Source organism: Rhizobium sp. P1_E6 (assembly GCF_056405875.1).
This window is the reverse complement of sequence record NZ_JBFUBG010000054.1, coordinates 1-15,204: the sequence shown is the minus strand read 5'-3', so window position 1 is coordinate 15,204 and position 15,204 is coordinate 1. Positions and strand designations below refer to the sequence as shown.

The 15,204-nt window shown below is 62.0% G+C and carries 13 protein-coding genes; 9 read left to right on the top strand and 4 right to left on the bottom strand.

What is annotated here, in order from left to right; all coding sequences use genetic code 11:
- Nucleotides 1–2 precede the first annotated feature (2 nt).
- A complete protein-coding gene (locus AC1D35_RS22535; RefSeq protein ID WP_113312146.1) occupies nucleotides 3–617 on the top strand; it encodes an ABC-type transport auxiliary lipoprotein family protein in 615 nt (204 codons plus the stop codon).
- Between the two features lie 24 nt (nucleotides 618–641).
- Nucleotides 642–1,103 carry a hypothetical protein gene (locus tag AC1D35_RS22530; protein ID WP_162748655.1) on the top strand — a complete coding sequence of 154 codons (462 nt, stop codon included), beginning with the start codon at nucleotides 642–644 and terminating at the stop codon, nucleotides 1,101–1,103.
- Nucleotides 1,104–1,165: 62 nt separating this feature from the next.
- Here AC1D35_RS22530 and AC1D35_RS22525 read toward each other — a convergent pair whose 3' ends face one another.
- Entirely contained in the window at nucleotides 1,166–2,032 is an 867-nt protein-coding gene (locus AC1D35_RS22525; RefSeq protein ID WP_477940129.1) for a D-alanyl-D-alanine carboxypeptidase family protein, read from the bottom strand.
- Between the two features lie 205 nt (nucleotides 2,033–2,237).
- The gene (locus AC1D35_RS22520; protein ID WP_113312143.1) at nucleotides 2,238–9,236 is read right to left on the bottom strand and encodes an apolipoprotein A-IV repeat region-like domain-containing protein; all 6,999 of its coding nucleotides are present in this window, start codon (nucleotides 9,234–9,236) and stop codon (nucleotides 2,238–2,240) included.
- A gap of 463 nt (nucleotides 9,237–9,699) precedes the next feature.
- Between AC1D35_RS22520 and AC1D35_RS22515 the strand changes: the two genes are divergently transcribed.
- Both AC1D35_RS22515 and AC1D35_RS22510 read left to right on the top strand, forming a co-directional pair.
- Nucleotides 9,700–10,071 (top strand): Hpt domain-containing protein, encoded by a 372-nt coding sequence (locus AC1D35_RS22515; RefSeq protein WP_113301127.1) that lies wholly within the window; start codon nucleotides 9,700–9,702, stop codon nucleotides 10,069–10,071.
- 202 nt (nucleotides 10,072–10,273) lie between these two features.
- On the top strand, nucleotides 10,274–10,594 hold the full coding sequence (locus AC1D35_RS22510; protein WP_112547779.1) for a 2Fe-2S iron-sulfur cluster-binding protein: 321 nt from the start codon (nucleotides 10,274–10,276) through the stop codon (nucleotides 10,592–10,594).
- Between the two features lie 311 nt (nucleotides 10,595–10,905).
- On the opposite strand, the gene AC1D35_RS22505 is transcribed toward AC1D35_RS22510, so the two are convergent.
- Nucleotides 10,906–11,535 (bottom strand): DUF922 domain-containing protein, encoded by a 630-nt coding sequence (locus AC1D35_RS22505; protein ID WP_113301128.1) that lies wholly within the window; start codon nucleotides 11,533–11,535, stop codon nucleotides 10,906–10,908.
- A gap of 102 nt (nucleotides 11,536–11,637) precedes the next feature.
- Here AC1D35_RS22505 and folP point away from each other — a divergent pair, with 102 nt between their 5' ends.
- The 5 genes from folP to AC1D35_RS22480 all read left to right on the top strand — a co-directional run bounded on the left by folP (nucleotide 11,638) and on the right by AC1D35_RS22480 (nucleotide 14,664).
- The gene (gene folP, locus AC1D35_RS22500) at nucleotides 11,638–12,531 is read left to right on the top strand and encodes a dihydropteroate synthase (RefSeq protein WP_113312277.1); all 894 of its coding nucleotides are present in this window, start codon (nucleotides 11,638–11,640) and stop codon (nucleotides 12,529–12,531) included.
- A gap of 133 nt (nucleotides 12,532–12,664) precedes the next feature.
- Complete coding sequence (folB, locus tag AC1D35_RS22495; RefSeq protein WP_113301130.1) at nucleotides 12,665–13,033, top strand: dihydroneopterin aldolase; 369 nt, start codon at nucleotides 12,665–12,667, stop codon at nucleotides 13,031–13,033.
- On the top strand, nucleotides 13,014–13,541 hold the full coding sequence (gene folK / locus AC1D35_RS22490; protein WP_477855234.1) for a 2-amino-4-hydroxy-6-hydroxymethyldihydropteridine diphosphokinase: 528 nt from the start codon (nucleotides 13,014–13,016) through the stop codon (nucleotides 13,539–13,541). Before folB ends, folK begins: the two co-directional genes overlap by 20 nt.
- A 177-nt stretch (nucleotides 13,542–13,718) precedes the next feature.
- Nucleotides 13,719–14,213 (top strand): hypothetical protein, encoded by a 495-nt coding sequence (locus AC1D35_RS22485; protein ID WP_477940123.1) that lies wholly within the window; start codon nucleotides 13,719–13,721, stop codon nucleotides 14,211–14,213.
- Between the two features lie 7 nt (nucleotides 14,214–14,220).
- On the top strand, nucleotides 14,221–14,664 hold the full coding sequence (locus AC1D35_RS22480) for a DUF421 domain-containing protein (protein WP_113301133.1): 444 nt from the start codon (nucleotides 14,221–14,223) through the stop codon (nucleotides 14,662–14,664).
- A gap of 17 nt (nucleotides 14,665–14,681) precedes the next feature.
- On the opposite strand, the gene AC1D35_RS22475 is transcribed toward AC1D35_RS22480, so the two are convergent.
- Nucleotides 14,682–15,204: cysteine hydrolase family protein (locus AC1D35_RS22475; protein ID WP_477940121.1), on the bottom strand; the 523-nt coding region annotated here is incomplete at its 5' end.

Here is a 15,204-nt window from a genome sequence, read left to right as displayed (position 1 = left end):
ATATGGGTTTATCGCATTCGATGTCGCGCCGTTCCTGGATCCGTGGGACGGCGATTATTTTGCCGCTGACGGCAGCGCTTCTGGCGGGCTGCGGGACGGCGGCGAAGAACGACACCTTTGATCTCTCTGCAGCCACTGTGGATGGTACCGGTCCATCAGCCAAGACCCGGCAGATCCTGATTGCCGATCCGACGGCGTTGAAGGCGCTGAACAGCGACCAGATCGTCATCCGCGTTTCACCCTCCGAAATCCAGTATCTGTCGCGCGCCCAGTGGAGCGACACGCTGCCGCGCATGGTGCAGTCGAAGCTCGTCCAGGCCTTCGAGAATTCCGGCAAGCTCGGCGGCGTCGGAAAGCCGGGGCAGGGACTGGCGATCGATTATCAGGTCGTCACCGACATCCGCTCCTTCGAGATCGACGCAGCGTCTGGCAACAAGGCCGTGGTGGAGATTTCCGCCAAGATCCTCAACGATCGAAACGGCACAGTGCGTGCCCAGCAGGTCTTCCGGGCCACTGCTCCGGCCGGCGGCGACAACGTGGGCTTCGTCAAGGGATTGGGCCGTGCCTTTACATCGGTCACCGACCAGATTGTTGGCTGGACGCTGAAGTCAATCTAATAGGCGGGAGCCGGAGGTGGGGTTTTGGCTCGTCGATCGCAGCTTGGAATAACGCGCAATGTGGCTTTTGCGCTCCTGGCCTTCCTTGAAGGCTGGAGCGGTGTGCAAGCCCAGGATGCTACGAGCAATACATCCGCTTCACCGCCTCTTGCCATGAACGAGTACAAGGCGTTTGTCGAAAGGCTTGTTTCGGAAGTAAACGGAAAAGAGGCCACGATGGCCACGAAACTCCGCGCTCTCGGCTTCAGCTGCACCCCAGCAGACAAATCGATCCAATTCGAATGCGTGCGATTTGGCTGCCAAAAAACCGGTATTCTGCCAGGTTCGCTTCTTCAATGGACGGTACGAAGAGGTAGCCCGGAATCGAGCAAGGCGGCGTTTTCTGGCTCCGCCATGAACTATGGGTGGTTGCGCGGCTGCATTCCGAAGAACGAACTCCAGAAAGAACAGCAACGATTTCTTTCCCGAAACGACCGATTGCAGTGATCCACTGACATTGAACGTCCATCGGCGAACAATCAAACACCAGAGAGCTTGCGCTCGTCGCCTCATTTCGTTGGCTGAGCATCCGTCATCGTCGGCGTGCCGCCCGTTGCCGAGGCCGTGGCGGTCGAAGCGGACGGCAGGTAGCTGTCGAGCAGGCCGGCCATCTTGTCGTCGCGCAGGCTGGCGGTCTTTTCGCCCATGACGACGCCGACGACGCGGCGCCCGTCCTTTGCCGCTGACGTTACGACATTGTAGCCCGAAGCATCCGTGAAGCCGGTCTTGATGCCATCGACACCGCTATAGCGGTACATGAGATTGTTGTGGCCGCGCAGCTTCATGCCGCGGAACTGGAAGCCACGCATGGAGAAGAGCTTGAACTCCTCGGGGAAGTCACGCATCAGCGAAACGCCGAGTGTGGCCATGTCGCGAGCCGTGGTGACCTGCTCCGGATCCGGCAGGCCCGACGGATTCTTGAAGACGGTGTCCTTCATGCCGAGCTGGCGGGCCTTGTCCGTCATGAGAGTACCGAAGGCCTGTTCGGAGCCGCCGAGCTGTTCGGCAAGCGCCACAGCGGCATCATTGGCCGACAGGACCACGATGCCTTCGACGGCCTCCTTGACGGTGACCTTGCGGCCGGCGCCGACAGCGAGCTTGAAGGGTTCCTTGCTCTCGGYATTTTCCGACATGGTGAGCTTCTGGTCCCAAGTCAGGCGTTTGTCGTGCAGCGCCTGGAAGGTGAGGTAGAGCGTCATCATCTTGGTGAGCGACGCCGGATAGTTCAGATCATCCTGATTGGACGCCTCCAGAACCTGGCCGGTCTGAGCATCCACGAGGAAGCTTGCCTGGCCGGCTTCGGCCTGAATGAACGCGCCCAGAAGAAATACGGACGAGAAGGCGGCGGCCATCAGCCGGGAGGTCGTCTTGGTCATCAATGTCTACTGTCTCTGTCGTGGCAAGCTACTGGCTTGGCAAGTGGCTTGGCGAGGGTCTGGCGGATCTGGCGACCCAATCTGGTGGATGCGGATCGGGAATGTTTGTGACGGAATGAAGGAGCCGGGGCAATAAAAAAGGGCCATCCACAGATGACCCCTTTTGTCTCACTATCCCATGACGTGCCCTTTACGGCCCGACAACTCAGCTCAGACGACCTGCCGCATGAGCAAGCATCGTATAGACCTTGCCGGTGTCAGAGGTCAGGTAGGACTGCGTTACCGTGCGGTTCGGATCGGTGCGTGCGACATCGGCGAGCAGCTTTTCGAAATCGCCGATGTAGCGGTCGACAGCGGTGCGGAATTCCGGTTCGCGGTCATACTTGCGCTTGATCTCGTCGAAGGTCTGCTGGCCTTTCAGCGTGTAGAGGCGACGGGTGAAGACGTCGCGCTCGCCGCGCTGGTAGCGGCGCCACAGGTCAACCGAGGCATCATGATCGATGGCGCGGGCGATATCGACCGAGAGCGAATTCAGCGATTCAACGACATGGCGCGGGTTGCGGCTGTCATTGGCGCGCTGGGTGGGAGCAGGGGCCGGAGCGGCGGCTTCCACTACCGGACGGGCCGGGGCACGCGGTGCTTCCTCTGTCTCGTCACGCGAGGCGCCACGCAGAAGATCGCTGATCCAGCCGCCGCTCGTGGGTTCCGTGCGCGGAGCTTCCTGGCGAACCGGAGCCGGGGTCGGAGCTGGCTGGGGGGCCTGGGCAACCGGACGCTGCGGAGCAGGAGCCGGAGCGGGCGCAGGCGCTGCCGCCGGGGTCGGTGTGATGGTGCCACGCAGACCCATGGATTCGATCGACTGGCGCGCCGTTGGTGCCGGCTGCGGGGCAGGTGCAGTCGGGATCACCGGCTGGACAACACGCGGAGCAGGCTCGGCCTGTGCCAGCGTGCGGGCGACCGGCTCGGAGAGCTCCAGGCGCTGACTGGAGCGGCCGACGATCTGCGAGATGTCCTGCAGGGCCTTGATCTGCTCGGCGACGGCGCGGCGCATGGCGGACGCGCTTTCCTTGGCTTCTTCCGGCAGGTCGAAGGCGCCGCGCTTCAGTTCGGCGCGGGTAGCATCGAGTTCGTTGCGGATATCGGTTGCCGAGCGGCGGATCTCTTCGGTGGCGCCCGAGAAGCGGCCGACCGCCTCGTCGATCGCATCGCGCAGCGATTCACGCAGGCTTTGTGCTGCATTGTCGGAGGCGCGGCCTGCCTCGCCGAGCATGCGTTCGACTTCCGACAGCGAAGCCGTCAGGCCGCCGCGCAGGCGGTTGGAAAGATCGCCGGAGCGTCGCTCGACATTGGCGAAGCTGGTGTCGATCGTGGCATTGGCTTCCTCGCCGGCGCGGTTGATCGCGTCGCGCATGGTGGAGGCGGCGTCCTCGGCGCGCTTTTCGGTATCGGCGAGCACCCGGCCGATATCGGCGAAGGAGGCCTGGACGCTCTGGCGCAGCGTGCCGGTGACCTGGTTGGAGCGCTGCTCGGCGCGTTCGAAGACCGTTTCGATCATGCCGCCGAGGCCGCGCATGGTCTTTTCGATTTCGGCCGAACGCTGCACGAGCCCGGCTGCGAGGGTCTGCAGAGCGCCTTCACGCTCTTCCAGCGTAGAGACGAGACCGGATTGGGCTGCGGCAAGGAGATGCGATGCCTGGCCCAGGACCTTCGAGTGGTCGTCGAAGCGGCCGATAATGCTGCCGACCTGGGCGAGCGTCTGGCCGGATATATCCGACAGGCGGTCGACCTTGCCTTCGAGAAGGCGGGTGGAAGCAGAGACCATTTCGGCGGCCTTGGCGGCGGAGTCGGTGAAGCGCGAGGTCGTGTCGCTGAGACGGCCGTCGACGCCGGTCAGCTCGTCTGCGGCGCGCGTCATCATGACAGCCATTGCCGCACTGCTTTCCGACATGCGCTGGACGAGGCCGTTGACGTTGCTCGTCAGGCTGTTCTCGATGGCGGCGACGGCATTGGCGACGTTTTCGGCGCGCGCTGTGATGGCCTGGGTGACAGCGTCATTTTCTGCACGCAGGCGTTCGGCGCTGAGACTTGCGGCGGCGGTGATGCGGGCGGCAGCTTCCTGGCCGGCATCGGTGTAGCGGTCGATGATCGGCCGGGCCGTCTCGTCCAGGATGCGCGTCAGCTCGGTGGAGCGGCCGGCCAGCATGGAGTTGAGGTCACGGGTGCGCTCGTCGAGCGTTGCGCGGATCGAGTTGCCGCGTGCTTCCAGCGCCCTGTCGATATCGGTGAGCGTCGTGTCGATTTCGCGGGCACGCTGCTCCAGACTGGAGCGGATGATGCTGGTGCGGGCTTCGAGCGCGCGGTCGACATCAGCCATGCTCGAGGTGATCTGGCCACCGGCATCCGTCAGCGTCGAACGGATGGAGTTGCCATGCGCTTCCAGCGTCTGGCCGGCATCGGCGAGCGCGTGATTGATGGCGTTGACCTGGGTGCTGACGATGCTTTCTGCTTCCGCCACCTTGTTGACGATGACATTGCCGGCCTCGGAGAAGGTCTGGGCAACGGCGGCAGCCTGGCCGGCGAGGCGGCTCTGTGCCTCGGCGACGCGGTTGACGATCTGCGAGGAGCGCTCGTCCATGGCTTCGGCGAACTGCTGGCCGGTGCGGCTGAGCAGTTCCGAGGACTTGGTGGCTTCGCCATCCATGCCTTCGGCAGCTTCGGCAACGGCGTTGCGCAGGCTTGCGGCCAGACCGGCGGCCTTGCCTTCGATCGTACGGTTGACGGCCTCGAGGCCGACGGTCAGAGCGCGGTCCATGGTGGACAAGCGTTCGGTGATACGCTCGTTGCCGCGATCCATCATGTCGCTCAGCGCCGAGGTGCGGCCGTCGATCGACTGCGCCATGTTTGCACTGCCGCTGTCGAGCGTTTCGGCAAGATGCGCCCGGCGGTTGTCCAGAGCCTGGGTGAGATTGGCGCTGTGGCTATCGAGAGCATGCGCGAGGTTTGCGCTGCTGCTGTCGAGGGCCTGGGTCAGGTTGGCGCTGCCGACATCAAGTGCTTCCGTCAGGCTGGCGCTGCGGCCGTCGAAGACTTCCGTCAAGCTGGCGGCGCGGCTGTCGAGGGCCTCGGTCAGGCTGGCGGTGCGGCTGTCGAGCGCATGCGTCAGGTTTGCGGCGCTGCTGCCGAGGGTTGCGGCGATGCGTTGCGTTGTGTCGTCGCCGAGCGCGCCGAGGCGCGAAATGCCGTCCTCGAGCACGCCGGAGAGATGGCTGCCGGCAGCATCGACCTTATCGGCCACGCCGCCGACGCCATCGGCAATGCGGGCCTCGATGGCGGCAAGGCCGGCTTCGACGCGGGCGCCGGTCTCGGTGAAGCGGCCCGTGAGATTGTCGACGGAATGGTCGAGATGGCCGGAGAAATCTGCAGCGGAACGCGAGATCGTGTTGGCGGCTTCCTGGAAGCGGCCGGCAATATGGCCGGCACCCTCGCGCATGCGATCCTCGAGTGTCTGTGCGCTCTTGTCGATCGCATTGCGGATCGCAGCCTCGCGATCTTCCAGCGACATTTCGAGCATGCCGATGCTCGTCGCAACCGACGTACCGATCGAGGTCGCCTGTTCGGAGAGCGTGTCGTTGATGAGGTTATGGGCCTCGCTCAGGGTCAGGTTGATGGCATTGGTGCGATCGTCAAGTGTGGCGCGGATGCGCTCATGGGCGGCGGCAAGGCCACCTTCGACGTTGCTCGCGGCATCGTTGGCAAGGGCGGCCATACGCAGCTGGGCGTCGGTCATGCCAACCTCGATGCGACCCGTCATGCCGCCGATGATGCCTTCCATGCGGGCGCTGCCGGCATCGAGGGCTTCGGACAGGGTGGAGGTGTGCTCGGCAAGCGCGGTTTCCAGACGCGCCTGATTGCCCGTATAGGCAGCGCGGATCGCTTCCGTGCGGTCGGCAAAGGCGCCGGCAACACGCTCCTCGGCGCTGGCAACGGTGTCCATGATGGCGTTGCTGCGGTTTTCGAGCGCGGATTCGAAGCGGCTCTGGCCGTCATCGAGCGAAATGGCGAGCGCCATGGTCTTTTCGTCAAGTGTATCGGACAGGCGGTCGGCGCTGTTCGTGACGGCATGGACGATGGATTCGGCGCGACTGGTGAGCGCTTCCTCGATGCGGAACTGGCTTTCGCCGAGCGATGCGGCGATCCGGTCATGCGTGCCGGTGGCCACATTGACGAGAGCGTCGGCGCCCGCCGTCAGCGTGTCTTCCAGTCGGCTCTGGCTTTCGTTCAGCGAGATGGCAAGCGCCATCGCCTTTTCATCAAGGGTTTCGGCGAGGCGGTCATGCGTGCCCGAGACGGCGCTGATGAGCGCTTCCGACCGGGTCGACAGCGTATCCTCGATGCGCGAATGCGTCTCGTTCAGCGAAATGCCAAGCGCCATGGCCTTTTCGTCGAGCGTTTCGGCGAGACGGTCGTGCGTGCCCGAAACGGCACTGATGAACGCGTCCGAATGGGTCGAGAGCGTATCCTCGATGCGCGACTGCACCTCGTTCAGCGAGATGCCGAGCGCAATCGCCCTTTCATCAAGCGTCTCGGCGAGACGGTCATGAGTGCTGGAAACGGCGCTGAGCAGCGCCTCCGAGCGGGTCGCAAGCGTATCGTCGATACGGGCCTGACCTTCATTCAGCGAGATGGCAAGCGCCATCGCCTTTTCGTCGAGCGTTTCGGAGAGACGCTCATGCGTGCCGGAGACGGCATCGATGATGGCTTCCGAGCGCGTCGCAAGCGTATCCTCGATACGGGCCTGGCCTTCGTTCAGCGAGATGGCAAGCGCCATCGCCTTTTCATCCAGTGTATCGGAGAGGCGATCATGCGTACCGGAGATGGCATTGAAGAAGGACTCGGACCGGGCCGCGAAAGTATCCTCGATGCGGGCCTGGTTTTGCTGCAGCGTTTCGGCGAGGCGGTCATTGGTGCCGGAAACGGCACTGATGAGCGATTCCGAATGGGTCGAGAGCGTGTCCTCGATGCGCGACTGCGTCTCGTTCAGCGAGATCGCCAGCGCCATCGCCTTCTCGTCGAGCGTCTCGGCGAGGCGGTCATGCGTGCCCGACACGACATTGATGATGGCGTCGGAACGGCTCGTGAGCGCTTCGTCGAAGCGGGTGTGATGGTCGGCAAGGGCGCCGATCAGCGCGCCGCCGCGTTCCGCCATCACGCTGTCGAGGCCGGTATGGGCAGTCTTCAGCGCATCGGTGATCTCGGCAGCACGAGCGGCGAGAACGCTGCTCAGTTCCTCGGCGCGACCGCCGAATGCCCCGGTGACCTTTTCGGTGCCGCTATCGACGGCAGTGGCGATTTCGGTCGTGGTCGTCTGCAGCGTATCCCGGAATTCGATTGCCCGGGCGGCGAGGTTGTTCTGCAGTTCGGACGTGCCGGTTGCGAGCGCCAGCGAGATTTCCGACGTGGCGTTGCTCAGCGCCGAACCCAGTTCGCCGGTGCGGGTCGTCAGCGCCGAGGTGATCTCCTCCGAACGGCTGGCAAGGGTGCTTTCCAGCACTTCCTGGCCGGTCGCAAAGGCGGTCGCCAGTGTGAGCGACTGCTCGCTCATGGAGATGCTCAGACGATCGATATTGGAATTGAGGATGTTATCGATGGAATCGGCGTTGCCCGACAGCGTCTCGTTGATGCGGGTGAGGCTTTCGATGAGCTTGGTGTCGAGCGAGCCGGCGCGCTTGTCGAAGGCATCGGTGAATTCGGAGACGCGTTCGTCAAAGGCGGTCGAAAGCTGGGCAACGGTCGTCTGCAGACGTTCCTCGAAGAAGCCGGAGCGCACGTCGAGATCCATGACGGCATCGTCGGCCGTCGATTGCAGGCTCTGGCGGAAACTTGCACCCTTTTCGTCGAGCGCGGCGTTCAGCCTGGAGAGCACGTCGTCGAGCGTGCCGCCGATGGTGCGTTCGCCCGATGTCAGGCTCTGATTGATATCGCGCGTGCGGGTGATCAGGATTTCGTTGAGCTGCTGGGTGCGCTCCTGCAGCGCGGCATTCAGGCGCTCGGTGCTCGCATCCATCGTCGAGGCGCGCGTCTCGAACTGGGTGAGCAGGCGCTCGCCATGTTCGTTGATCGTGTTGGTCAGCGAGTCGAGGCGGTTGTCGAATTCATTGCCAATCGCAAGGCCGGACGCGGTCAGCGTATGGAGCAGCGTATCGGTCTTGGCGGCCAAAAGCGTGCCGAGCGACTGCATGGCGCTGTCCGACTTCTCCATGATCGCGGCAGCGCGCGTATCGATCAGCGAGGCGAAGGCTTCGCCCGAGGTCGCAAGGCGGATGGCGATCTCTTCTGTCGCAAGCGACAGCTCTTCCTTGAGCTGGTCGTGGACGCCGGCGATGGAGGAGCGGATGCGGTCGGCATGGTTGACGATCGCTTCGCGCTCGGAGCCGAGCTCGTGGACGAGGCCGCGTACGCGCAGTTCGTTATCCGCGTAGGAACGTTCCAGCGCATTCACTTCGGAATGCACGAGCGTTTCGAGTTCGGAGGCCCGCGCAATGGTGCGCTCGATGCCTTCGTTCATCGCCGAGACTTCGCGGCGCACGGCCTGGCCGACCGTCATGATGCGTTCGGAGGCGATGGTTTCCGGTTCGGAAAGGCGCAGCGCAACTTCAGCCATGGAGCGGGCGGCGTTGCGCATTTCCTGGGCGCGCGCGATCATGATGGCGAAGGCATAGAACATCATGACAGGCACGATGATGCCGACGACGCCGGCGATCACGCCCGGTAGAGCGGCAAGATCGGTCAGCGAGCGGATCTGCGAGATCTGCGGCCCATAGAGCATGAACATCAGCCCGAGGCCGATGATGACCCACAGGATGGAAATGAAAGTGGCCATGCGCAGGGCAGGGCGGCTGGAGCCGTTTTCCAGCGACTTCAGAAGCGAGGCGGGTGAATTGCGGCTGGCATCATTAGCGGGGGCGAAGGCCGGTGCCCGAGCCTGCTGGTCGCCTGTGCGGGCAGCGCGGCCTCGGCGGCGTTGTGCTTCTTCCTGGGACTGATTACGGGCATTGGATGGGTCAGTCACATTAGCCTCCGGGGCGTGGGGCGCGTTACCGCGGCGAGACGGCACGTTCTCCTGGCCGAAATCGATCTGAAGCGCCTCGTCCAATGCCTTGAACGCCTTGTCCTCTATCGATTCATTGTACTTGTTATTCGCCATTCCGATATGCCTCGCAATTCCCGGCCAGACCGGCAGCGCATCCGGGCCACCGCCTTCGCCCGGAAAGAACCTTTGCCGTGCCAGCCTTCCATCCAGGACGGACGGATAAGCATGTCATTTCAGAGTAGATAGCCGATTTTTCAAACGAAAGGTATCAAAACACTACCATTATCCACTCTGTCGGCAAAGGCGCGCGGCATGAGCCCGCCTCAACAGTATCGTAGTGACACATCTGGGCTGCCTACACAATTAATGAACCCTTGCGTTTCCACCCCTCTTAACCCGTTGTTAACACCTTTAAATTTTGGAAGCGGCCTAAAAGCCGATATTTTAGCGATATTTAAGGGACGTTAACCATACGGTTAGATTTTCGCCCTGAATGCGCCGGAATTTAACGTGATCGCCATTCTCCGACCGCACAACAGATGCAACCGCGGGCGATATAAGACCGGAGAATTGGCAAATGGCAGCAGTGAGTATTGCGTTCGAAGCACCTGATAATTCCAAGGGCCCTTCGCCCTCCAAGATCAGGCCGATCGACCTTGTCCATCTTGCGCGCCAGACGATGGGCGACAAGACGGTGGAAATCGAAGTTCTCCAGATGTTTGCGCGCCAGGCGCGCGCCTGCCTGCAGGACATTGCAAGCGGCGAGGCAACCAAGGTGGGCGCAGCGGCACACCGCCTGAAGGGTGCAGCAAGCTCCGTCGGCGCCTTCCGGGTTTCGCAGTCTGCGGAAGCCGTGGAAGAGAACAATGGCGACGCGACCGCCATGGCTGCGTTGGGTGCGGCCATTGTCGACGCCGAAAATTTCATTCTGAAACTCTGCCGCGGATAAGGCAGGGCAGGTAGGGGCTAACCTAGGCCCGCTGTTCCATTAGGGAACGGCGGGTCTTTTTGCGACTTCCCCCATGACGCATAGAGAATGGCGCAGTCCTGGCCAATCTGCGAGGCTCGGGCGATCCGGCAATGTTGACTGATGCGCCGAATTGTCGGAAGAAAAATCCGCCCACCTGCTACAAAGACCGGAAATAATCCTGATGCCCAAACTTACCATCGTCGCCTTTGACGGAACGCGCTTCGATCTCGATGTCGATCAAGGTTCCACCGTGATGGAGAATGCTGTCCGCAATTCCGTTCCCGGCATCGAGGCCGAATGCGGCGGCGCCTGCGCCTGTGCGACCTGTCACGTCTATGTCGACGAACAGTGGACCGAGGTTGTCGGTCCGCCGGAAGCGATGGAAGAGGACATGCTGGACTTCGCCTTTGACGTGCGTCCGACCTCACGCCTTTCCTGTCAGATCAGGATGAAGGCTGCCTATGACGGCCTCACCGTGCACGTGCCGGAACGGCAGGCTTAAAAACTCTCATATTCCTGAAAAAGTCGGGCTCTTGCCAAAAAGAAAGCCTCGCACGCCAGAGGCGAGCGAGGCGAGGCGGGCGCATTACCTACGGATGAGGGAGGAACACCCGCGGCTTCGGAACGCGCCAGGAGAACACAATCACGAAAGCCAGCTGCCTTACTGCACTTTCGAATATAGTCATATTACCGCGTTCCGGTTGAGTCCACCAGAATGAAAAATGATCGATAAAAGGCTGGGAAGCGCACAAGTTTCGCACAAGTTTCATTGTGCAGCTAACGATCTCGGCTCGTGTTAAGGGCAAAAGGGGCTTATCTTTCGCCGCCTTTGCCCTTGAGTCTGTTGTTGAGCAATCTCAGCATGCGATTCTGAAAATTGACCGCCTCGACGCGATCGAATCGGGCCTGCAGCTTGTCATGCTCCTCTATTCCGCGAGCCGACTTCTCCGAAACGAGTTCCTGCATCGCCTCGCAATTGCGCTGCCAAGGCAGTGCCTTGAGTTCGCGCTCCATGGCGCGCGCCTGGGTTCGGGCGATCTCGGCATGGCGCTCCTCGTGGCGCCTGATATCGCTCGACAGCGCATCCCAGATCATCGACAGCTCGCGGCTTGCGCCTTTGCGGTTGGCCCAACGCGGCATGATGATCTGTGTGTGGACGGTGACCTTGACGTTGCCGACGCGGCAGCGGCCATTTTCCTGGATATAGGTTGCCTCACCGCCGAAGCGGATCTTGGTAGCACCGGGATGGCGGGCGGAAGAGCCGTTCGCCGTCGGGCCGCGGCGGCTCAGTTCATCGTCCAGCTCGTCGGCCGTCTTTCCCTTGATGTTGAAATAGGAATAGCTTTTCGTTGCAACGACTTCGGCAGCCGCGGGGCCGCAGAGCAAAAAGGCAATCATGGAAAGGGCGATGGGAAGGCGCATATAACGCAACGCAAGCGGCATTCTGAACTGAACCTGTGTTGAAGTTTGGCGGAGCTTGGGGCATAGCCACCGCAAGAGCAATATCGGATAGCGGCTTTTTTGGCTAGCGACGGGATTAGACTGGTGAAGCAGCTCGATAGCAGTTTCTGGCGTGTGGCCCATGATCGCGAGATCGAGCTTCACAAACGCTCGGTGATCATGGCGATCGTCAACGTGACGCCGGATTCCTTCTCCGACGGCGGGCGTTACCAGACGGTCGACAGGGCCGTCGAGCACGCGCTGCAGGCAATCGCAGACGGCGCCGAGATCCTCGACATCGGCGGCGAGTCGACGCGACCGGATGCGGCTTCCGTCAGTCCGGCGGAGGAGCAGGCGCGTGTCCTGCCCGTCATCGAGGCGCTCAGCCGCCGTACTGAAGCACTGATTTCCATCGATACCTATCGCGAGGAAACGGCGCGGCTTGCCATCGGTGCCGGCGCCCATATCGTCAACGACGTCTTCGGCCTGCAGAAGGAGCCGGCCATTGCCGCGCTGTCGGCCGAGACCGGGGCAGGGCTCTGCATCATGCATACCGGCCGCGACCGGCAGAAGCTTGCCGATATCATCGAGGACCAGGTCTTCTTTCTCGATCGCTCGCTGGAGATCGCCTCTGCCGCCGGCGTCCTGCGTGACCGTATCGTGCTCGATCCGGGCTTCGGCTTTGCCAAGGAGACGCCGCGTGAAAATCTGGAACTGATGGCGCGTTTCGAAGAACTGCACCGCTTCGGCCTGCCGCTTCTTGCCGGCACCTCGCGCAAGCGCTTCCTCGGCGCGGTCACCGGCCGCGAACCGGCGGAGCGCGATGCGGCGACGGCCGCGACTAGCGCGCTGCTGCGGATTCAAGGCGCGGCAGTTTTCCGGGTACACAATGTCGCAATCAACAGGGATGCGCTTGCCGTGGCCGATGCTATGCTGGCCGCCCGGAACGACGCTTCCAAAGCGTGTCGCGATGCTTCAGATCCGCTTGCCACGCTTTAAGTCTTTGTTTCCGCATGTCGATATCGCAAGACCGCTACGCGCTTTTACGTGACATGCTTTAAGTCTTTGTTTCGCATGTCGTCATCGCAAACCGCTATACACTTTTGCACGACATGCTTTAGGGGAGGCCGTCATGAGCACCTATACGATCCTGATGCAGAACTGCGCCTTTTTCGCCCGCCACGGCGTGCATGACGAGGAGGAGTTCCTCGGCCAGCGCTTTTTCGTGGATGCCGAGCTGGAGGTGGAGGCGGGCAGCGCGCTCGAAAGCGACTCCATACACGAGACCGTTCATTACGGCACCGCCTTCACCATCATCGAGGGGATCGTCGTCGGCCAGCGGCGCTACCTGATCGAGGCGCTGGCGCTCGATATCGCCAAGGGGCTCAGCAAGAAGTTCCCGCAGATCATCAGGGCCAAGATCACCGTGCGCAAGCCGAATGCGCCGATCCCCGGCGTGCTCGATTTCGTGCAGGTGACAGTTGAGCATCGTGCCCGATAATCCATTCCGTCTCGCAACGCTCGGCCTCGGCGGCAATATCGGAGATCCGGTCAAGTCCATGGCGTCAGCACTTGCGGTACTGGACGCCAACGCGGACTGCCGGGTGGCCGCCGTCTCGCGGCTTTACCGCACGCCGCCCTGGGGCAAGACGGACCAGTCCTATTTCTTCAACTCCTGCGCGGCGGTGGAAACACGCCTTGCTCCGGAAGCACTGCTCGATCTCTGCCTCTCGATCGAGCGGGACATGAAGCGCGAGCGCATCGAGCGCTGGGGGCCACGCACGCTCGATATTGATGTGCTGACCTATGAAGGCGTGGAGCAGGATGCGCCGCGGTTGGAACTGCCGCATCCACGAATGACGGAGCGGGGCTTCGTGCTGATGCCGCTTGCGGATATCGCGCCCGAACTGGTGGTCGGGGGGAGGACGGTTGCTGATTGGCTAGCCGGCGCCGACATCGCGGGGATCGAGATCGCCGACGAGAGCCGCGACTGGTGGCGCAAGACTTGAAGGGGCTATTGAGCGCAAGCTGCTGGACCTGAACTGCCCGCAAGCCCGGAGCTTKTCCTTGTGTTCATAACGTCTTGCCGACTGCACCGGCCGCGCTAACTCAGAATGGCGACTGAGCCGGAGGCATCATGAGGCAATTCAACAGCAGCCGGAAAGGCTGCTCGTTCAGGTACTGACATGCCGAAAACGAGCAGCAGCCTTCCCGAAGGTATCGAGGATCATACTCGCTTCCAGCAGCGCGTCTGGCGTGCACAGCGTTGGGCGTGGCTTGGTTTTGCCGCCATTCTCGTTGCCGCGCTTTTCGGAGCGCTTGGGCGCGGCGGGCTTCTCTCCCAGCAGGAATTGAAGCTTGCCGGCGGCAGCCTCGAGCTTCCGATCATCACGCGTTGGAATGCGCCCGACGAACTGCGCGTCTTTTTTTCGCCGTCGGCTTCGGACCGCAGGCTCGTTGTCGATCCAGACTTTCTGACGATCTTCTCCGTCGAAGGCATCGACCCGCCGCAGAAAGCGGCAGACTACGAGAACGGCCGTATCGGCTATGTCTTTCCCGCCGATCCTGGCGCGACGAGCCAGGTGATCCTGAGGCTTCATACACAGAAGCCGGGGCTGCATTCCTTCCACATCGGTATAGACCAGGACGTCATCGAACGTTCGGTCCGCATCTTGCCTTGAGGTGCCAATGGACGCAGTCATTCGCGGTGTCGCTATCTATTTCACCCTGCTGGTGATTATCAGGCTGTCGGGCCGGCGCACGCTGGCGCAGATGACACCCTTCGATCTCGTCATCGTGCTGGTGATTTCGGAAACGACACAGCAGGCCATGCTGGGCGACGATTTCTCGATCACCAATTCCGTACTGCTGATCCTGACGCTGTTTACGACCGACATCGCGCTTTCCTACCTGAAGCGCTGGTCGCGCCGGACGGCCAGACTGATCGACGGCGCTCCAACCGTCCTCGTTACCAACGGCGTTTATGACGAGGCTGCCCTCAAGGGTTCGAGACTTCAGAGAGACGATGTGATGCAGGCCGCAAGAACACAGCAGGGCATCGCAAGTGTCAAAGATATCCGGTTTGCAATTCTCGAAGTGAGCGGCAACATCAGCATCATTCCGAAGGAGTGAGAAGGGATAGAGGCAGGTCAGAGACCGGAGAGGAATGCATCTGTGTCGGTAATCTCCACCTGCACCGAAAAGCGGCCGCCCAGCAATTCGAGGGTAGCGTCATGGGTTTCGTCCGCGCTGCTGCAAACGGCGTCTTTCAACAGAATGACGCGATAGCCGAGATCGATTGCGCCAAGGGCTGCGGCGAGCACGCAAATATCGGTCTCGCCGCCGGTAATGGCGATGGCTTCGACCTTTTCCCGCGCAAGGGTTTCATGTAGCCGCCCGTCGATCCAGGGAGAATAAGTTCGCTTGTCGAAGAAGCGGGCAGGCGGTGCGAAGGGCCTCAGATCGGCCACGGTATCCATAAGTTCCGACGGCAATTGTTCGCCGGTCATCATTGGCCATTTTTCGTAATAGTTCCTCCACATGCCGGGCATGGCATCAGCGTTCGGCGGGGGAACGAAACGTGTGAAAACCGTTCGCTCTGCATACCGTCCCGAGAGTTCAACGATCTGTGGCGACGCCGTCGCCATCCATGGCACATGCCAGGGCGTCTGC